The 20,404-nt window shown below is 62.8% G+C and carries 10 protein-coding genes; 8 read left to right on the plus strand and 2 right to left on the minus strand.

Annotated elements, in window-relative coordinates; translation table 11 throughout:
* Positions 1 to 8,898 carry a BapA/Bap/LapF family prefix-like domain-containing protein gene (locus ACQKKX_RS07175; RefSeq protein WP_427569841.1) on the plus strand — a complete coding sequence of 2,966 codons (8,898 nt, stop codon included), beginning with the start codon at positions 1 to 3 and terminating at the stop codon, positions 8,896 to 8,898.
* Positions 8,899 to 8,955: 57 nt separating this feature from the next.
* On the opposite strand, the gene ACQKKX_RS07180 is transcribed toward ACQKKX_RS07175, so the two are convergent.
* Entirely contained in the window at positions 8,956 to 11,031 is a 2,076-nt protein-coding gene (locus tag ACQKKX_RS07180; RefSeq protein WP_427569842.1) for a carboxy terminal-processing peptidase, read from the minus strand.
* A 197-nt stretch (positions 11,032 to 11,228) separates the two neighbouring features.
* Here ACQKKX_RS07180 and ACQKKX_RS07185 point away from each other — a divergent pair, with 197 nt between their 5' ends.
* Together ACQKKX_RS07185 and ACQKKX_RS07190 are read left to right on the plus strand one after the other, a co-directional pair.
* Positions 11,229 to 13,337, plus strand: a complete 2,109-nt coding sequence (locus ACQKKX_RS07185; protein ID WP_427569843.1) for a S9 family peptidase — start codon at positions 11,229 to 11,231, stop codon at positions 13,335 to 13,337.
* 145 nt (positions 13,338 to 13,482) lie between these two features.
* Positions 13,483 to 13,770, plus strand: a complete 288-nt coding sequence (locus ACQKKX_RS07190; protein ID WP_427569844.1) for a hypothetical protein — start codon at positions 13,483 to 13,485, stop codon at positions 13,768 to 13,770.
* Between the two features lie 184 nt (positions 13,771 to 13,954).
* On the opposite strand, the gene ACQKKX_RS07195 is transcribed toward ACQKKX_RS07190, so the two are convergent.
* Positions 13,955 to 14,743, minus strand: coding sequence for an aldolase/citrate lyase family protein (locus ACQKKX_RS07195; RefSeq protein WP_427569845.1), 789 nt, complete (start codon positions 14,741 to 14,743; stop codon positions 13,955 to 13,957).
* Between the two features lie 301 nt (positions 14,744 to 15,044).
* Between ACQKKX_RS07195 and denD the strand changes: the two genes are divergently transcribed.
* The 5 genes from denD (at position 15,045) to ACQKKX_RS07220 (ending at position 20,403) form a co-directional block, all read left to right on the plus strand.
* A complete protein-coding gene (gene denD, locus ACQKKX_RS07200; RefSeq protein ID WP_427569846.1) occupies positions 15,045 to 16,031 on the plus strand; it encodes a D-erythronate dehydrogenase in 987 nt (328 codons plus the stop codon).
* Positions 16,028 to 16,798: an SDR family oxidoreductase gene (locus ACQKKX_RS07205; protein WP_427569847.1), complete on the plus strand. Its 771-nt coding sequence runs from the start codon at positions 16,028 to 16,030 to the stop codon at positions 16,796 to 16,798. Before denD ends, ACQKKX_RS07205 begins: the two co-directional genes overlap by 4 nt.
* A 67-nt stretch (positions 16,799 to 16,865) precedes the next feature.
* On the plus strand, positions 16,866 to 17,933 hold the full coding sequence (locus tag ACQKKX_RS07210) for an ABC transporter ATP-binding protein (RefSeq protein WP_427569848.1): 1,068 nt from the start codon (positions 16,866 to 16,868) through the stop codon (positions 17,931 to 17,933).
* 164 nt (positions 17,934 to 18,097) lie between these two features.
* A complete protein-coding gene (locus ACQKKX_RS07215) occupies positions 18,098 to 19,402 on the plus strand; it encodes an ABC transporter substrate-binding protein (RefSeq protein ID WP_427569849.1) in 1,305 nt (434 codons plus the stop codon).
* 68 nt (positions 19,403 to 19,470) lie between these two features.
* On the plus strand, positions 19,471 to 20,403 hold the full coding sequence (locus ACQKKX_RS07220; protein ID WP_427569850.1) for a carbohydrate ABC transporter permease: 933 nt from the start codon (positions 19,471 to 19,473) through the stop codon (positions 20,401 to 20,403).
* The last annotated feature ends 1 nt before the right edge of the window (position 20,404 follow it).

Genomic DNA, 20,404 nt, shown 5'->3' on the forward strand with positions numbered 1-20,404 from the left:
ATGGTTGCAGTTGTAGTCGACAAAGTCAGTGGCCAGACATCCACCGTCGCGGGTAGCGACATACCCCTTTCCGGCCCCAGCACGGTTCGACTGACCCTTGCGCCGACGGATGTGGCCTCGACGGCCCGCTCCGGCTCCGATCTCATCATCAACCTCAAGAGCGGCGAGCAGATCCGTATTGATGGTTTCTTCGAGCAACAGGGCGAGCAACAGAGCGAACTCGTGTTCCAGGACGAAGCCGGCAATGTCTGGTCCACCCAATATGCCGAGGAGCTTGCCGGAGTGCAGGTGGAAGAACTGGGCGCCGTTGACCAGATGGTCGGTTCGGCGGCTGCCGGCGGCGCCTCCGGTCTGGGCGTTCTCGCGCCTCTTGGCCTTCTTGGCGCTGTGGCGGCCGCGGCGGCCGGCATGGGCGGCGGCGGCGGTGGCGGCGATGACGGTGGCAATGGCGGCGGCGATGGCGGCGAACCCGGCACGCCGGCTCCGGGCGCACCGACCGTCCGGCTTGGTAACGGCGACGCCTTTCTGAACGCGCAGGAAACTGCCGGCGGCTCGGTTACCGTGACCGTCAGCCTGGCCGGGACCGGCGCCGTGGCTGGCGACCGGCTGACGGTGAACGGCACCGTCACGACGCTGACCGAGGCGCAGATTGCTGCCGGGGTCGTCGAGATCAGCCTGCCTGCCCCCACTGACGGTCAGACGCTGACTGTGACGGCCACGCTGACGGACGCCGCGGGCAACACATCTTCCGTGACCACGGTATCGGCCGTCGTCGACACGACGCCGCCCGGCAGCCCAGCCGTGGTGCTCGGCAATGGCGATACCGTCATTTCGGCAGAGGAAGTCGTCAATGGGCAGGTCCCCGTCCGGGTCAACCTTGCAGGTAGCGGCGCCGTTGCCGGCGACACGCTCACCGTCAACGGAACGCCGGTCGTGCTGACTGCGGCGCAGATCGCCGCCGGCACGGTGGAAATCCCCGTACCCGTTCCGGCAGACGGGCAGCCCTTGACCGTATCGGTCTCGCTGACCGACGCCGCCGGGAATGCTTCGCCGCCTACGACGATTACAGTCGGCGTGGACACGACGGCCCCTTCCGCGCCCGTCGTGACGCTCGGCAACGGCGACAATGTCATTACCGGTTCCGAAGTCGTCAATGGCGAAGCAACCGTCAGGATCGATCTCGCAGGCACGGGCGCCGTGGCCGGTGACACTGTGAGCGTCAACGGAACGCCGATCGTCTTGACCGCGGCCCAGATCGCCGCCGGCTTCATCACTGCTCCCGTGACCGTCCCGGCCACAGGCCTGCCCCTTGACGTCTCCGTCTCCATCACCGATGCCGCCGGCAACAGTTCAACGCCCGTCACGGTGACGGCTCTGGTCACGACAGACCCATCCAGCGCGCCCGTCGTCTCGATCGGCGATGGCGACGCCTATATCAACGCCACGGAAGCCGCAGGAGGTACGGTTGCGGTTTCCGTCGATCTTGCCAATACCGGCGCAATTCCCGGGGACACGCTGACGGTCAACGGCAACACGATCACGCTTACGGCGACGGATATCGCTGCCGGCCGCGTGACGACGAGCTTGCCGGTCCCCGCCGAAGGTGAGAGCCTGACGGTTACAGTGTCCTACACCGATGCCGGAGGCAATGTCTCTCCATCGACGGTGGTGAGCGCGCTTGTCGACACGACGCCGCCGACGGTTGGCGGGTTGACGCTGGGCGACGGCGTGGGAGCGATCGGCAGCGCCGAAATCACGGGCGGCTCCGTTGCGGCTTCGGTCAGCCTGGCGGGCAGCGGTGCTGCAGCCGGTGATGTTCTGACCGTCAACGGCGTTTCGGTGACGTTGACCGAGGCGCAGATCCTTGCCGGCACGGCCACTGTGCCGGTCACGGTACCCGGCAACGGTCAGACCCTCTTCGTGACCGCCACATTGACAGATGCCGCCGGCAACACGTCGCCGATCGCAACGGCCTCAGCGACCGTGGATACCACGGCACCAGGCGGCCCGACCATCACGCTCGGCAATGGCGATACCGTTCTGGGACCAAGCGACATTGTCGGCGGTTCGACCAGCGTGGTTGTCGGCCTTGCCGGAACCGGCGCTGCAGCCGGCGACCGGCTGACGATCAACGGCAACACGATCACGCTCACGGCGGCCGACATTGGCGCGGGACAGGTAACAACGACCCTTGCGGTCCCGGCCGAAGGCGCAACGCTGACAGTGACGGCATCACTTACCGATGCCGGCGGCAACACGTCGCCGGTCACAAGCGTCTCGGCGGTCGTCGATACCACGCCGCCATTCGCCCCCGGCTTGGTGCTCGGCAACGGCGATAACGTCATTCTTGCCAGCGAACTGGTCAACGGAGCGGTTCCGGTCACCGTCAACCTCGGCGGCACCAATGCGGCGGCCGGCGACACGCTGCTCGTCAACGGCGTTTCGCTCACGCTGACAGCAGACCAGATTGCTGCCGGCTTTGTTGAGACGAATGTGCCCGCCTTGCCTGATGGCGCGCAGCTCGTCGTTACCGCCACGCTGATCGACCTTGCAGGCAACAGTTCCGGCATTGCCAGCGCGTCAGCGCTTATGGACACGGACCTGCTGGGCACCCCCGGCGTCTCGCTCGGCGATGGCGATGCCTATATCAATGCCGGCGAGGTCATTAACGGCGCCGTCACGGTCACGGTCACGCTGGCGGGAACCGGCGCGGTCGCCGGCGACACATTGCGGGTCAACGGCGTCGACATCCCTCTGACAGCGGCAGACATCACCAACGGCGTCGTGACGACGCAAGTTCCTGCTGCCGCGGACGGGACGGCACTGAACGTGACGACGACGGTGATCGGCGCTGCCGGTACCGCATCGCAGCCGATCACGGTTTCGGCCACAGTAGATACAACTCTGCCCATCGCGCCGACACTCGTCATTGGCAATAATGACGCGTTCATTACGGCCGGCGAGATCAGCAACGGAACGATCAACGTTCGCGTCAATCTGGCAGGCACCGGGGCTGCGCCCGGCGATACCTTGACCGTGAACGGCGTCGACATCGTTCTCACCGACGCGCAGATCGGCGCGGGTTTTGCGGAGGTTGCCGTTCAGGCGCCGACGACCGGCCAGACGTTCTCCGTCAGCGCGCTGCTGACGGATATTGCCGGCAACAGTTCGGCGAGCGCCGGCTATTCGGCGCTTGTCGATACCGTCAATCCCGGACAACCCTACCTTACCATCGGCAATGGCGACGGTTTCATCGGGCTTGGCGAGATCGTGAACGGTCAGGTGGAAGTGGTCGTCAATATCGACGGCGCCGACGCCGAGGTCAATGACACGCTGACCGTCAACGGAACGACGATCGCCATTACGCCCCAGATGATCGCAGACGGCCTCGTTCGGGTCCCGATCACTGCGCCCGCCGATGGCGAGCCACTGTCGGTCCAGGCCGTGCTGACCGATGCCGCCGGCAACCAGTCTCCACTTGCCACGTTCAATGCCGTTGTCGATACGCAACCACCCGGCATCCCGGCCGTGACGCTTGGCGACGGCAACGCCTTCATCAACGCTCAGGAAGCAGCAGGCGGTTTGGTCGCGGTCCGGATCGGTCTGGCCGGCACGAACGCAGTCCCAGGCGACCTTCTGACCGTAAACGGCACCACGACCGTACTGACGGCTCAGCAGGTCGCAGCGGGCGTGGTCGTCACCTCAACCGCTGCACCGGCAACCGGTGAGACCCTGACCGTCAACGCTACATTGACGGACTCCGCCGGCAATATCTCGCTTGTCGGTACCGCATCGGCGCTGGTGGATACGAGCACGCTCGGCACGCCGGTCGTCACCGTGGGCGACGGCAACGGCATCATTATTGCCAGTGAGGTGACCGCCGGTCAGGTGGGTGTAACCGTCAACATCGCAGGCACCGGAGCGGTCGCCGGCGATAGCCTGATCATCAACGGCCAGACCATCGTCTTGTCCCAGGCCCAGATTGACGCCAATCTGGTTGCGACAAGCCTTGCTGTTCCCTCCGACGGATCTCCGCTGACGGTGCAGGCGACGCTGAACGATACGGCGGGCAATGTCTCGGCACCCGCCATCGTCACCACCCCGGTCGATATCAGCGTTCCGACTGCGCCCACCATCATTCTCGGCGATGGCAACGGCTTTATCATCGGCACGGAAGTCGTGGGCGGTCGTGTTTCCGTTACTGTCGATATTTCCACGACCGGCGCCGTTGCCGGGGACGTCCTGTTCATCAACGGTGCGCCCCTTGTTCTGGCGCAAGCGCAGATCGATGCAGGTGCGGTGACAACGACTGTGCCGGCTGCCGCCGATGGTCAGACGCTCACGGTCACCGCCCAACTGAGCGACGCCGCCGGCAACCTCTCGCCGCTGGCAAGCATCGGCGCATTTACCGATACGATCGCGCCGACTTTGCCCGGGCTGACGCTCGGTGACGGCAATGGCGTCATCAACCTCCTCGACGTGACCAACAATGCGGTGACGCTGCGGGTCGATATCGCCGCAACGGGTGCCGTTGCCGGCGACACGCTGACCGTCAACGGCGTCGAAATACCCATTCTTGCGACCGATGTTTCCAACGGCTTCATCACGACGACGCTCGGCATCCCGGCTGGTGGGCAGCCCCTCTCGGTGACTGCCTTCCTGACAGATGTTGCTGGCAACATATCGCCGGCAGCAATAGTGACTGCCCCCGTCGACATCGTTGCGCCGCTCGCTCCGGCGATCACGATCACGGGCGCGACCAACAATTTGCTCGGGATTGACGACATCGTCGGCGGGCGCGCTGCCGTTTCCGTCAGCCTTGCCAACACCGGCGCCCAAGCAGGCGACATCCTGACCGTCAACGGCCAAGCCATCGTCCTCGACGGCCAGATGATCACCAACACGTTCGTCAACACGACCGTTGCGGCGCCGGCCGACGGAGAAACGCTGACCGTCACCGCGTTGCTTACCGACGCCGCCGGCAACCCGTCCGGTTCGACCAGCGTTTTCGCCGACATCGACCTTACGGCTCCGGGCCGCCCGATCGTCACGCTTGGCGACGGCGACGGCTTCATCAATGGCAGCGAAGTCACCGCCGGGACCACCGGCATCCGGGTGTCGCTTGTCGGCACGGGTGCTAATGTCGGCGATACGCTGAACATTTCCGGGCTCACACCCATCACGCTGAGCCAGTTGGACATCGACAACGGGTTCGTCACGGCGACCGTACCGGTCGGGCCCGAGGGGCAACCTTTCACCGTGAACGTGTCTTTGATCGATCCGGCCAATAACAGTTCGCCCGTCGCCACGGTCCAGGCAACGGTGGATACGGTTGCGCCGCTGCAGCCCGGTGTGACCATTGGCGACGGCGGTCCGGCTATCATCTTCACCGAACTGGTGAATGGCGAGGTACCGGTGACGATCAACCTCTTAGGCAGGAATGCGGTCGCCGGCGACATCCTGACGGTCAACGGCACGACCATTGTTCTTGACCAGACGCAGATCGACGCCAATCAGGTCGCGCTCACCCTGCCCGCCCCAGGCGACGGCGTCCAGTTCGTTGTCAACGCGACGATCACCGATGCCGCCGGCAACGTCTCGTCGATAGGCTCCGCAACGGCGCTGATCGATACCGGCATTCTCGGCGTGCCGACGCTTACGCTCGGCGATGGCGACGGTTTCCTCAATGCCGGCGAAGTGGTCAACGGTCAGGTGACGGTGCGCGTTGGCCTGGCGGGGACCGGGGCTCTGGCCGGCGATACGCTTACCGTCGGGGTCGATACCTTCGTCCTGACGCAGGGCGACATCGACAACGGGTTCGTAACGACCGTCGCGGCCCCGGCCGACGGGGTGCCGCTCACCCTGGGTGCGTCGTTCCAGGACGTCAATGGCAACGCTTCGCCAGTCGCAACCGCGACGGCAGTGGTGGACACGACCATTCCGGGCAGCCCGATCGCGCTCATCGGCGACGGCAACGCCCTGATCGGCAACGCCGAAATCTCGGGCGGCCTGGTTGCCGTCCGTATCGACCTGTCACCAACCAGCGCGGTGGCCGGCGACACGCTGACGGTCAACGGAACGGCGACAGTCCTTACGCAGGCAGATATCGACGCGGGTTTTGTCCAGACCAGCGTGCTGGCGCCGGCAAACGGCCAGATCCTGACAGTCAATGCGCAGATCACCGATGCCGCGGGCAATGCCTCGATCGTGACCCCGGTCACGGCACTGGTCGACACCCTGGCGCCCGGCCTGCCGGTCATCACGATCGGCAACGGTGACGGCTTCATCCTTCCCGCCGAAATCACCGCGGGGAATGTTTCCGTTTCCGTTGGCCTTGCCGGAACCGGTGCTGTTGCCGGCGACTTTGTGACCGTCAACGGTGTCACCACGACATTGACGGCGGGGAACATTTCGAGCGGCGTCGTCAATCTCGACATCGCCGCGCCAGCCGAAGGGCAAGCGTTGACGATCAACGCCGCCCTGACGGACGCAGCCGGCAACGTGTCGCCGATCGCGACGGCCAGCGCCGTTGTGGACACAATCGTACCGACAGCGCCCGGCGTGACGCTCGGCAATGGCGATGCCTACATCAATGCCGCCGAGATCGTCAGCGGACGGGTAGGTGTGTCGATCGACATCAGCGGCCGCGGCATCGCCGCAGGTGACAGGCTGACCGTCAACGGCACGACGACAGTGGTCACGGCCGAGCAGGCGGCAGCCGGGACGGTTGCGACCACGGTTGCCGCGCCGGCGAACGGGCAGTCCCTGACCGTGACCGCTACCGTCACCGATACATCGGGCAACGTTTCGCTGCCCGGCACTGTCACGGCTGTGGTCGATACTACGGTGCCGACCGCACCCGTCTTGTCGGTCGGCAACGGCGACGCGTTGATCGGCAGCGCCGAGATCGCCAACGGCCTCATTACCGTCGGCGTTAATCTTGCCGGCACCGGCGCGGTTGCGGGCGACAGCCTGACCGTCAACGGCGTTACCACCATATTGACGGCACCGCAGGTGCAGAGCGGTGTGGTCAGCACCACGGTCGCAGCTCCCGCGAACGGCCAGCCGCTGGCGATCACAGCATCGCTGACGGACGTTGCCGGCAACACGTCACCGACTGCGACCTTCAACGCGGTGGTCGATACGTCCCCGCCGACCGCGCCGGGCGTGACCCTTGGAAATGGTGACGGCTATATCAATGCCAGCGAAGTGACCGCCGGTACCGTCGCCGTATCCATCAGCCTGGCGGGCACCGGAGCGGTGGCGGGCGACAGACTGATCGTCAATGGCACCACGACCATCCTCACCGCTGCGCAGGTTGCCGCGGGCGTCTTGGCGACCACGGTGATCGCTCCGGCAAGCGGCGCGACCCTGAATGTCGGTGCAGCGCTGCTCGATGCCGCAGGCAACACCTCGCCGGTCACCACGGTCTCGGCGCTTGTCGACACGACGCCGCCGGTCGTTCCGACCGTCGCGTTCCTGAACGACACGGGCACGCCCGGCGATGGCATTTCCACCGACGGCACCATTCGGGTAACCGGGATCGAACCGGGAGCCCGCTGGGAATACAGCACGAATGGTGGCGCGACCTGGGCGCTGGGCACGGGCCCGGGCTTCACCCTGCCTGCCGGAGCCTACAACGTGCTGGTGCGGCAGACCGATGTCGCCGGCAATACGTCGACGCGCACGGTCGGTCCGTTGACGGTCATCAATCTGGCTGCCGTCAACGACGATGCGACCCTCGCCCTCAACATCAACCCATCTGTGGTGACGCAGCCGAGGCAGTCGGGCGCCGTAGCTGGTGTCCTCAATCTCGGTCTTCTCGGTAATGCGGTCGATGTCGCGCTCCTGACCAACCAGTCGCCGCTGCGCTTCACCGTTGCGGACAACACTACCCAGCAGGTCAGCGTGAGGGGCGGCGGCGCAGCCCTGGCTTCCCTGGCACTCGTAGGCGAACAGAACTACGACCTGCTTGTCTACCGCGTCGAGGATGGCCAGACGCAGGCGCAGCTTGCCTACGAACTGCGCGACTGGCTGGTCTTCAACCCCGGCGTACTGGGCCTGCTTCTGCCAAGCTGGTCGTCTTCGACGGTAGCCCTTCCGCAGTTTCAGGGCGGCGGGACCTATTACGTGGTGCTGGCCAACCCCGGCGGCGTCCTCAATCTGTCGGCGCTCGCCAATCTCACGGTCGAAACGACCTCGAATGTCGTGACGGACTACCGCAACGTCACGGGCTCGCTCGCCGGAAACGTGCTGATCGGCGACACGACCGTCGCGGGGACAGTCGTGGCAAGCGTCGATCAGGTCGCGGTCGCGGCAACGGGGCTGGTGATCCATGGAGACCACGGAACGCTGACGATCGCCCGAAACGGCGCCTACAGCTACCAGGCCGACCCGCTCTATACCGGCGTGGACGGCAGCGAGGACACGTTCACCTACACCATTGTCTCGCCGGACGGATCGACCTCCACAGCGGTGTTGACGATCACCATCGACTATCCATACGGCCCGCAGGCCCTGGTGACCGCATCGATCGCAGAAGCAGATAACGACGGCATGTTCCTGATGTCCGCCGGCGTGGATAGCGATATCCTTGATCTTGATCAGCTGAACACCGATCAGGACCCGTCGGACCTGTTTGCCCGTCACGTCGGCAACGACCTTCCCGCCGATCAGCCGGCCATCGAAGACCTGATGCTCGACCAGGGCGGACAGGAAATCGACCTCGGCGGCCTGACCGAAGACCAGGCGCCGGACCACATTCCGGCCCCGACACCGGAACCGCTTGTCGTCGACATCCAAACGACGCTCGTAGCGGTTGACGCCGAGGAACTGCCGATCGACCCGTTCCCGGCACTGCATCACCACGACGATCTGGTCTCAGCACCGGTCGTTTGAACCAGAAAGCCGGTATCCCGCGGCAAACACCGCGGGATACCGGGTCAAGCAGATATCCTACCGTTCGGTTGAAAGATCGGCCTGATCGGCAACGATCGCCGCGGCCTCGGTGCGCAGGACGTCCTTTGCGTTTTTTCGCGCATCCTCAAGCGCAAGCTCGGCGCTGAGGCTACGCTCGCCCGATTGCAACCCGTCATCGTCCTGCATTCCCGGACCGCCCGATGCACCCCGCTGTTTCAGGCGCTCGGTCAGCGCAGTCATTTCGGCTCGGCGTTCCGCCTCGTTGAGGGAAATGGTTCGCTTTTCACGCTGCAGCTTCAGCTCCTGCGCGTCCTCCAGAAACCGCTGGAAATCGACGTCCTTTTCCACACGGGCATCGTGAAGCTGCTGCAGTTTCGGAACCAGAGCCTTGAGGTCGGCAGCCCGCTTGTAGCGAGCCGGCTTTATCTGGGTCCATGGCAAAGCGTTTTCATAGCTTGCCTCCCCGAAGGTCTTGGGATCGGCCAGACCCGGCAGCAGGATATCGGGGGTGACGCCGCGCAACTGCGTCGTGCCGCCATTGATGCGGAAGAACTGTGCGATGGTCAGCTTCAACTCACCGAGGCTGGCTTCTTCGCTCCTTGCCATGCGGTCGAGATTGACGACCGTCTGCACGCTGCCCTTGCCGAAACTCGGATCGCCGATGACGACACCGCGGCCGTAGTCCTGGATGGCGGCCGCGAAGATTTCGGAGGCGGATGCCGAACCGCGGTTGATCAGAACGGCAAGTGGTCCCGTCCAGGCGGGTTTGGAAAGATCATCGCTCTCGACGCTGATCTCACCTTGCGCGTTGCGCTGCTGTACGACAGGCCCCTTGCCGACAAAAAGGCCGGTCATGTCGACAGCCTCGCTCAGCGACCCGCCGCCATTGTCGCGAAGGTCGATCAGAACGCCATCGACATTTTCCTGTTTCAGTTCACCGAGAAGCCGAGCGACGTCGCGGCTGGCGCCGCGATAATTCTTGTCGCCCTTCTGCCGAGCCTCGAAATCCTCGTAAAAGGCCGGCAGTGTGATCACACCGATCTTGCGCTCGCCATTCTTTCCCGCAACCGGAACGACCGTTTTGGCAGCCGCCTGTTTCTCGAGGCTGATCTTCTCGCGCACGAGACTGATCACACGATGACCGGCGTTTTCGCCGGCGGCGGCGGGCAGGATGTCAAGCCGCACTACCGAATCCTCCTTGCCGCGGATCAGTTGCACGACCTCGTCGAGACGGGTGCCGACAACCTCCTCGATGGCGCCGTCCTCCCCTTGTCCGACGCCGATGATGCGATCACCGACCGCGATCTTGCCGGACAGCTGGGCCGGGCCGCCGGCGACGAGTTCGCGGATCGTCGTATAGCCGTCGCGATCCTGCAGCACGGCACCGATGCCAACCAGCGACAGTTTCATCGAGATGTCGAACTCGGCGGCTGCTCGGGCGCCGAAATAATCGGTGTGCGGATCGACCGACGTCGTGTAGGCCGCCATGAAGGACTGGAAGACGTCGGCGCTTTTGTAGGTGTAGACCCGGTCGAGAATGTTCTGGTAACGTTTGCCGAGCGTCTTGCGAATGGCGGCGTCGTCCTGGCCGGCAAGCTTCAACCGCAGCCAGTCGCTCTTGACGCGTTTGCGCCAAAGCTCTCTGCTTTCCTCTTCGGAGGCGGCCCATGGCGCATCCTCGCGCAGGATCGCAAATTCTTCCCTGACGGTAAAATCGAAATCCTGCTTGAGCAGCTCCTGCGCATAGCTTGTCCGGTCCAGGACGCGCTGGGAATAGGTGGCAAAGATGGCATAGGGGATCTTCAGGTCTTCGCCAAGAATGGCATCGTCGATCTTCGTGCGGTCGGCCATGAACCCATCGATATCGGCCTTGGAAAACAGCATCCTGTCCGGATCGAGCGATTTGATGAACTGGTCCATGATCCTGATCGACAACGCATCGTCGAGTGCCACCGGCCGGTAGGCATATCGGCCGAGCAGTTGCGCGCTCAGGTGAGCCGCCTGAGCCTGTTCTTCGACCGGCGCGAGCGTCGGAAGCTGGCGTCCTTCCAGGGCATGGGCGGGCGCGGCAGCCAGGAGGAGCAAGCCGATCAGGCCGTAACGTGTGCGCATTCAGCAAAACCCCATTCGTAAGTCGGAAATGTCCTAGCGGGCTTAGGTGGAGCAATTGTGGCGTTTTGGCAACCGTCCGCGACAACGCGGCAGACGTTCCCGCACACGACCATTAAGCCCTGCCCGTTGTCGCCGCTTGCATGGCGGCGTCGCGCCGCCTATCTCTGACGCTCCTGCCTTCATATCGGAGTTCATCCTTGGCCGCTTCTCCCAAATCGCCTTTCGCCGATCTTCCGCACGCGCCGGTCGCCGCCAAAAAGCCGGTGACCGATACCCGCCACGGCATCAGCCGCACCGATGATTACGGCTGGCTGCGTGCAGATAACTGGCAGGCGATGTTCAAGGATCCAGGTCTGCTGGATCCGGAAATCCGCCGGCATCTGGAAGCCGAAAACGCTTATATGGAAGCAGCATTGGGCGACACGGCCGACCTGCAGAAAACCCTTTTCGCGGAAATGCGCGGTCGTATCAAGGAAGACGATTCCTCGGTGCCGATGAAGGACGGGCCGTTTGCCTACGGTTCGCTTTTCGTGACCGGCGGCGAGCAGCCGCATTATTTCCGCACGCCGCGAGACGGCGGCGACAGGCAGACGCTGCTCGACGGCGACAAGGAGGCCGAGGGCAAGGACTATTTCCGCCTCGCCGGGATAGACCACACGAGCGATCATTCCCACGGCATCTGGGGCTACGACGACAAGGGGTCGGAATATTTCACGCTGCGCGTGCGTGACCTGACGACGGGCGCCGATCTCGAAGACATTCTGGAAAACACCGCCGGCGGCGGCGTCTGGGCGCCCGATGGCAAAAGCTTCTTCTATACGTTGCAGGACGAGAACCACCGCCCGTCGAAAGTCTTCCATCACATCGTCGGGCAGAAACAGTCGGAGGATCGGCTGGTCTTCGAAGAGCAGGATGCCGGCTTCTTCATGGGTGTCGGCGGTTCTTTGCTCGACGACTTCATCTACATCGACATCCATGATCACGAGACCTCGGAATACCGTCTGATCCCCACCGCCGACCTTATGGCGGAGCCGCTACTGGTGGCGAAGCGCGAGGAAGGCATCGAATATTCGATGACGGAGGGCGGCGATGTCTTCTACATCCTCACCAATGACGGCGATGCGAAAGACTTCAAGATCGTCGAAGCCCCGGTAACGGCGCCGGGCAAGGAGAACTGGCGCGAGGTCGTTGCCCATGAACCGGGTCGACTGATCATTTCCCACATGGCTTATGCCCGACACCTGATCTGGCTGCAGCGCAGCCAAGGCCTGCCGCAGATCGTCATCCGGGATCGTCGTACAGGCGAGGAGCATATGATCGCCTTTGACGAGGAAGCCTATTCGCTCGGTCTGTCGGGGGCTGCGGAATACGATACCGACACGATCCGTTTCTCCTATTCGTCGATGACGACGCCGACCCAGCTCTACGATTACGACATGGTGACGCGTGAACGGACGCTCCTGAAAACGCAGGAAGTGCCGTCCGGCCATGACCCGGAAGACTACGTGACCCGCCGCATCATGGCGCCGGCCCATGACGGCGAAAGAGTGCCCGTCTCGCTGCTCTACAAGAAGGGTACGCCGCTCGACGGGTCGTCGCCCTGCCTGCTTTACGGCTATGGCGCCTACGGGATCACAATCCCGGCCGCCTTCTCGACCAATGCGCTGTCGCTTGCCGATCGCGGCATCATCTATGCCATTGCCCATGTGCGCGGCGGCAAGGACAAGGGCTTTGCCTGGTACGAAAACGGCAAGATGGAAAACAAGCAGAACACGTTCAAGGACTTCATCGCTGCCGCCGATCATCTCGTTTCAGCCGGTTTCACCGCCTATGACCGTATCATTGCCGAGGGCGGTTCGGCCGGCGGCATGCTGATGGGAGCGGTCGCCAACATGGCGCCGGAAAAATTTGCCGGCATCATCGCCGCCGTGCCCTTCGTCGATGTGCTAACCACGATGCTCGACGACACGCTCCCGCTCACCCCGCCGGAATGGCCGGAATGGGGCAATCCGATCGAATCGGAAGAGGAGTACCGCTGGATTGCGGCCTATTCGCCCTATGACAATGTGACCGGCCGCGCCTATCCGCCCATCCTTGCGATCTCCGGCCTCACCGATCCCCGCGTCACCTATTGGGAGCCGACCAAATGGGTGGCGAAGCTGCGTGACATGACGACCGGGACGGCGCCCATCCTTCTCAAGACCAACATGGCGGCCGGCCATGGCGGCAAATCCGGACGCTTCCAGCGGCTGGAGGAAATCGCCTTCGAATACGCCTTTGCCATCAAGGTTGCGGGCAAGATGTGAATGCGGCCGACGGATCTTGGCCCCGTCAGGGTCCGTTTCCGACTGTCGAACGGCATTCGTCCTTTCGTGAGTGCTAATGCGCAAGGTCCGCGCAAGGTTCGGCCATTAACTATTGGTTAATGGAACCAGAAACGGAACAGACCGCATGAAAATCGATAGCGGACTGAGCGGCTATGGCTACTCCCACCGGCCTTACGACATGGACCGTTCGACCGAGGAACCGCCGCAAAGAGAGGTCGAAGTGCGTCAGCGCACCACTTTCGCGCTGACGGGCAGCAGCACGCTTCTCTCGCAATCGCTAGCCAGCGCCCTTTGGGCCGTGGAAGGCGAAGGCAACTACACCGGAAAACCGACCGGCCCGATTATTTCGATCTCGTCACCATCGATCGAACGGGTCGAAGGTGCCTATCAGGAATTTGCCGACTACAACTGAGCCGGCACGCGCAGGCGCGTCTTGAACGATCAGTGCGTGAAACTCTGATACACGCCAAGTGCGGGTTCCAGGGCTGCGTGTCTCCGCCGCTCCGTCACGCTCGCCGGCCTCCCCCCCAAAAAAATCGCCCTTCGATCACGATAGCACCCATCCGCTCTAGCAAGGCGCGGCCCTATTTTGGTATTTAATAGCTGACGACGGGGCGGGGCGCGGCTTCGCCGGTCTTGTAGCGGTCCGACAGGGTGGCGAGCGTTGTCGAAAGGACGGTAACGTCGGCCCCGACCGCGACGAAACACGCGCCCCGCGCCATGAAACGCCGATTCAGCACCTCATCGAACGTAAGAATGCCCGCCGGCTTGCCGGCCGCCACGATGGTGTCGATTGCCTGATCAATCGCCGACAGGACAGCATCGCTGTGCAGGGGCTGGCCAAAATCGGCAGAGAGATCTGCCGGGCCAATGAAGACGCCGTCAATGCCGTCTGTCCTCGCGATCGCATCAAGATTGGCCAGAGCCTCCCGGGTTTCCACCTGAACCAGAAGGCAGATTTCCTCCCCCGCTTTCGCAACGTAATCGGAAATCGTGCCATACCGCGAGGCACGCGCGACCACCGCGCCCATCCCGCGATCACCATTCGGCGGGTAGCGTACCGAACGCACGCATTCCGCCGCCTCCTCCAGCGTATTGACCATGGGAATGAGCAGCGTGCGGGCGCCGATGTCGAGCAGTTGCTTGATCATCCACTTCGCGCCGACCGGAGGACGCACGACAGGTTCGACCGGCAGGCCGTCCAGCACCTGAAGCTGGCGCATGATGCTGCGCAGATCGTTCGGCCCGTGCTCGCCGTCGATGACTAGCCAGTCGAAACCAGTGCGACCGACGATATCGGCAACCGCCGCCTCGCCGGTCGAAAGCCAAAGGCCGATCTGTTGCTCGCCCCTGCCGATTGCAGCCTTGAAGCTGTTATCTCTCATATCGTTCCTGTTCCTCCCGACCCTGGCCCCAGCCCTAACTCTGACAGTGACACAGACGACATCTCGCCTCCCATGGCTGCCCGCCGACGCTTCACACTAATGACTGATTGCGAGAACATCCAGATCGTGCAACGTATTACCTGCCGCAGCGTGCGGGAACACGCAGCGGCGGCGTTTGATGGGAGGACAAAGGCCGGAATGCACGGATGACCTGCTGATATCCGAAATGGGAGCGGACGACAGGAGGTCACGATTTTCCCGCCAAGGCGGGCCGACGGCTGCACTGGGAGGAGGAGCCGGAATGCATGTGATGATTTTGGGAGCGGCCGGCATGATCGGTCGCAAACTCACCGACCGCATTGCCGCAAGCCCACAGGTTCTTGGGCAAACCATTAGCCGGCTGACGCTTGTCGACGCCTTTCGCCCGCCTGTGCCAGCGGCGCTACAGACGATTACCAGCGCACAGACGGCGGATCTTTCCGAAGCGGCGGTCGCTCCAAGACTGATTGCCACACGCCCTGACCTGATCTTTCATCTTGCTGCGATCGTTTCGGGCGAGGCAGAGGCCGATTTCGACAAGGGGTATCGTGTCAATCTCGACGGCACGCGGGCCTTGTTCGAAGCCATTCGTCACGAAGGGCTGATAGAACCTTATGTTCCGCGTTTCGTCTTCGCCTCTTCGATTGCCGTGTTCGGCACGCCTTTTCCCGACATTATTCCGGACGATTTTTTCACAACGCCACTCACCAGCTACGGCACCCAGAAGGCCATCTCCGAACTGCTGCTCGCCGACTATTCCCGCCGCGGCATTTTCGATGGTATCGGCATCCGCCTGCCGACAATCTGCGTGCGGCCGGGCGCACCCAACAAGGCGGCCTCCAGCTTCTTCTCGAATATTCTTCGGGAGCCGCTGGTCGGCCAGCCGGCCGTGCTGCCGGTCAGTGATCAGGTGCGCCACTGGTTTGCCAGCCCGCGCTCGGCGGTCGGCTTTTTCGTGCATGCGGCCACGATCGACACGCAAAAAATCGGCCCGCGCAGAAACCTCACCATGCCGGGGCTTTCGGCGCTCGTGGCGGATGAGATCGAAGCGCTGCGCCGTGTTGCCGGCGACAGGGCGGTGGCGCTGATCCGCCGCGAGCCCGATCCGGTGATCGAACGGATCGTTGCCGGCTGGGCCACGCAGTTTGACGCACGCCGTGCCTCTTCCTTGGGTTTCAAGGCGGAGCAGAGTTTCGAAGAAATCGTTCAGGCGCATATCGAGGACGAGTTGGAAGGCGGGACTTTATGACGGCAGCGGATAAGAACGGACAGATCGCATTGGTCACGGGCGGCGGCACCGGTGTCGGCCGCGCTATCGCCAAAGCGCTTGGTGGGGCTGGTTACACGGTGGTCATCTCCGGCCGCCGAGAAGATGTCTTGGCATCGGCAGCCACCGAACTGGCGAATGAAACGGAAGCCGAATTTCTCGCGGTTTCCGCCGATGTCGGCGATCCCGTCTCGGTTCGTTCTCTGTTCGACAGGATTTCCGAAAAATACGGCCACCTCGATCTGCTGGTGAACAATGCCGGCATCAACGTGCCCAATGTGCCGATGGAAGAACTTTCTTTCGAGGACTGGAACGCCATCGTCGCCGCCAACCTCACAGGTGCGTTCCTGTGCACTCAGCAGGCCTTTCGCCTGATGAAAGCCCAAAACCCGCGGGGCGGTCGCATCATCAACAACGGTTCGATCTCGGCGACCACGCCGCGCCCGAACACGGCACCTTATACGGCGACCAAACATGCCATCACGGGGCTCACAAAATCCACGGCGCTCGATGGCCGCCCTTTCGATATCGCTTGCGGCCAGATCGATATCGGCAATGCCTCGACGGAGATGACGCAAAAAATGGCGAAGGGCGTGATGCAGGCCAGTGGCGAGATTGCCGTAGAGCCGACAATTGATGCCGGCCATATCGCCAATGCCGTCGTCTACATGGCAAGCCTGCCGCTCGACGCCAATGTGCTGACGATGACGGTCATGGCGACAAAAATGCCCTTTGTCGGGCGCGGCTGAAGACGCCGGCAGCAATAGCCTACGCAGACAGAAAAGACGGGACTTCATATATACCCAGGGAGGGAGCATGGCAGACGTTCAATTCACCGATGTCCGCAAATCGTTCGGCGCATTTCCGGTCATCAAGGGTGTGGACATCGAGATCGCCGATGGCGAATTCGTCATCCTCGTCGGTCCCTCCGGCTGCGGAAAGTCGACCCTGCTGCGTATGCTGGCGGGGCTTGAAAACATTTCCGGCGGTGAGATCAGCATTGGCGGCAAGGTGGTCAACACGTTGCCGCCCAAGGAACGCGACATCGCCATGGTGTTCCAGAATTACGCGCTTTATCCGCATATGACGGTGGAGCAGAACATGGCGTTTTCGCTGATGCTCAACAAGGCGCCGAAGGCGGAAGCCGACAAACGCGTCAAATATGCCGCCGGCATTCTCGGTCTCGACAAGCTGCTGGAACGATATCCACGCCAGTTGTCCGGTGGCCAGCGCCAGCGTGTCGCCATGGGCCGCGCCATCGTGCGCGATCCAAAAGTGTTCCTGTTCGATGAGCCGCTCTCCAACCTCGACGCCAAACTGCGCGTCGCCATGCGCGCCGAGATCAAGGAACTGCACCAGCGGCTGAAGACAACCACCGTCTATGTCACGCACGACCAGATCGAGGCGATGACCATGGCCGACAAGATCGTCGTCATGCATGACGGCGTGGTCGAGCAGGTCGGCAGCCCGCTCGAGCTTTACGACCAGCCGGCCAACCTCTTTGTCGCCGGCTTCATCGGATCGCCGGCCATGAACATGATCAAGGGCAAGCTCGATCCGCAGGATCGCAGCCGGTTCATCACCAGTGACGGCACCGTCCTGCCGGTTGCCAATGCGCCGACTGAGGCCGTCGGTCGTGATCTGATCTATGGTTTGCGCCCGGAATATATTGCGCTCGATGCCGACGGCATGCCCGTCGAGATCGTGGTGATCGAACCGACCGGCTATGAAACGCATCTGACCGTCCGGCTAGGTGGCACAGACGCAAACTGCGTGTTCCGCGAGCGCGTGAACGCCAGACAAGGCGAAAGCCTGCGCGTTTCGATCGACGCCGCCCATGTCCATCTCTTCGATGCAGAGAGCGGTATGAGATTGACAGACTAATCCCGCGGGGATGGCAACGGGCAGGAGGAGGAACTTTCCCGTATTACCATCCTCGTCGGCGCATTCCGCATGAACTTGCAGTGACGAGAATGCAATGGCCGCCATTCACCATGCGGGAGCGTGAATGCCGGGGAGCCTTTCCCGCATTTTGGAGGAGGAATATCATGACAATCAGAAGACGTGACTTTCTCGCAGTAACTGCCGCCACCGCCGGTGCCGCCGGTCTTGGCATTCGGCCATCGTTTGCGCAGGCCGAACCGGCCTACAAGCCGGAGAGCGGCGCGAGCCTGCGCCTGCTTCGCTGGACACCCTTCGTGAAGGGCGATGAAGAAGCCTGGCTTGCCAATACCAAGAAATTCACCGAGGCGACTGGCGTCGAGGTCCGCGTCGATAAGGAAAGCTGGGAAGACATTCGCCCCAAGGCCGCTGTCGCCGCCAATGTCGGCTCCGGTCCGGACCTTGTCATGTGCTGGTTCGACGACGCTCACCAGTACCCGGACAAGCTGGTGGACCTCACCGAACTCGCCAACTATCTCGGCGGCAAATATGGCGGCTGGTACGAGGGCGCCCAGGGATATGCGGCCCGTGGCGACCAGTTCATCGCCATGCCGCTGGCTGCCATCGGCAATGCGGTGGTCTATCGCGACAGCCATGTCAAGGCTGCCGGCTTCAACGAATTTCCGAAGGATACGGCCGGTTTCCTCGAGCTTTGCAAGGCGATGAAGGCCAAGGGCACGCCCGCCGGCTTCCCGCACGGCAAGGCCGTCGGTGACGGCAACAACTATGCGCATTGGCTACTGTGGAGCCACGGCGCGCAAATGGTCGATGCCGAGGGCAAGGTGACGATCAACAGCCAGGAAACGCTGGCGGCGATCAACTATGCCAAGGAGCTTTACGCCACCTTCATTCCGGGCACGGAAAGCTGGCAGGACGTCAACAACAACCGCGCCTTCCTCGCCGGCCAGGTCTCGCTGATCGCCAATGGCGTGTCGGTCTATTACACCGCCAAGGGCGACCCGAAACTGGCGGAAATCGCCGCCGATATCCGCACCACCAATTTTCCCATCGGCCCGGTCGGCAAAAGCGTGGAACTGCACCAGACCAGTTCGCTTTTGCTGTTCAAGCACACGAAATACCCGGAAGCGGCCAAGGCCTATATCAAGTTCATGATGGAAGCCGACCAGATGAACGCGTGGCTGACCGGCTCCAGCGCCTATTGCTGCCAGGCGCTGAAAGCCTATGCCTCCAATCCGATCTGGACCGCCGACCCGATCCACGCACCCTATTCGCGCGCCTCGGAAACGCTCCGGCCCAACGGTTATGCCGGCCCGCTCGGTTATGCCTCGGCCGCCACCATGGCCGATTACGTTCTGGTCGACATGTTCGCCGCTGCCGTCACCGGCCAGCGTTCGCCGGAGGACGCCATGAAGGAGGCCGAACGCCGGGCGAACCGCTATTACCGCGTCTGACCCGACCACATGACTTCACGCGACACGCCGCTCACGGCGTGTCGCCATTCCCGATCAGGAGGCTAGTCATGGCGACGGTCATTACCAAGGAAACGCGAGGGCCGTTCACTTCGCTCTTGCAGAACAACAATGTGCTCGGCGCCCTGTTCATGCTGCCGGCGGCAATCTTTCTATTGTGCTTTCTGACCTATCCGCTGGGCCTGGGTGTCTGGCTCGGCTTCACTGATACGAAAATCGGTCGCGACGGGATTTTCATCGGGCTCGAAAACTATCAGTTCCTGATGGAAGACGACGTGTTCTGGCTGTCGGTGTTCAACACCGTGCTTTACACCTTTGTCGCCTCCGTGCTGAAATTCGCGCTCGGCCTGTGGCTGGCGCTGCTTTTGAACCAGCATCTGCCGTTCAAATCCTTCTTCCGCGCCATCATCCTCCTGCCCTGGGTGGTGCCGACCGTGTTGTCGGCGCTGGCCTTCTGGTGGATTTACGATTCCCAGTTCTCGATCATTTCCTGGTCGCTGATGCAGATGGGCTTGATCAACAGTCCCATCAATTTTCTCGGCGATGCCACCAATGCCCGCATCTCGGTGATCCTGGCCAATGTCTGGCGCGGTATTCCCTTCGTGGCGATCTCGCTTCTCGCCGGCTTGCAGACCATTCCCGCCTCGCTCCAGGAGGCGGCCTCGCTTGATGGCGCCAGCGGCTGGCAGCGGTTCCGGTATGTGACGCTGCCGATGCTCACCCCGATCATCGCCGTGGTCATGACCTTTTCGGTGCTGTTCACCTTCACCGATTTCCAGCTGATCTACGTGCTCACCAAGGGCGGCCCGGTGAACGCGACGCATCTGATGGCGACCTTGTCGTTCCAGCGCGGTATTCCCGGCGGACAATTGGGCGAAGGTGCGGCGATTGCCGTCGCCATGGTGCCCTTCCTGCTCGCCGCCATCATGTTCAGCTTCTTCGGACTGCAACGCCGCAAATGGCAGCAGGGCGGGCAGGATTGAG

Source organism: Neorhizobium sp. NPDC001467, from assembly GCF_050275975.1.
GTDB lineage: Bacteria > Pseudomonadota > Alphaproteobacteria > Rhizobiales > Rhizobiaceae > Neorhizobium.

Coding starts and splice junctions, on each gene's coding strand:
- ACQKKX_RS07175 (WP_427569841.1), top strand. CDS start 1: ATGGTTGCAGTTGTAGTCGACAAAGTCAGTGGCCAGACATCCACCGTC.
- ACQKKX_RS07180 (WP_427569842.1), bottom strand. CDS start 11,031: ATGCGCACACGTTACGGCCTGATCGGCTTGCTCCTCCTGGCTGCCGCG.
- ACQKKX_RS07190 (WP_427569844.1), top strand. CDS start 13,483: ATGAAAATCGATAGCGGACTGAGCGGCTATGGCTACTCCCACCGGCCT.
- ACQKKX_RS07195 (WP_427569845.1), bottom strand. CDS start 14,743: ATGAGAGATAACAGCTTCAAGGCTGCAATCGGCAGGGGCGAGCAACAG.
- denD (WP_427569846.1), top strand. CDS start 15,045: ATGCATGTGATGATTTTGGGAGCGGCCGGCATGATCGGTCGCAAACTC.
- ACQKKX_RS07205 (WP_427569847.1), top strand. CDS start 16,028: ATGACGGCAGCGGATAAGAACGGACAGATCGCATTGGTCACGGGCGGC.
- ACQKKX_RS07210 (WP_427569848.1), top strand. CDS start 16,866: ATGGCAGACGTTCAATTCACCGATGTCCGCAAATCGTTCGGCGCATTT.
- ACQKKX_RS07215 (WP_427569849.1), top strand. CDS start 18,098: ATGACAATCAGAAGACGTGACTTTCTCGCAGTAACTGCCGCCACCGCC.
- ACQKKX_RS07220 (WP_427569850.1), top strand. CDS start 19,471: ATGGCGACGGTCATTACCAAGGAAACGCGAGGGCCGTTCACTTCGCTC.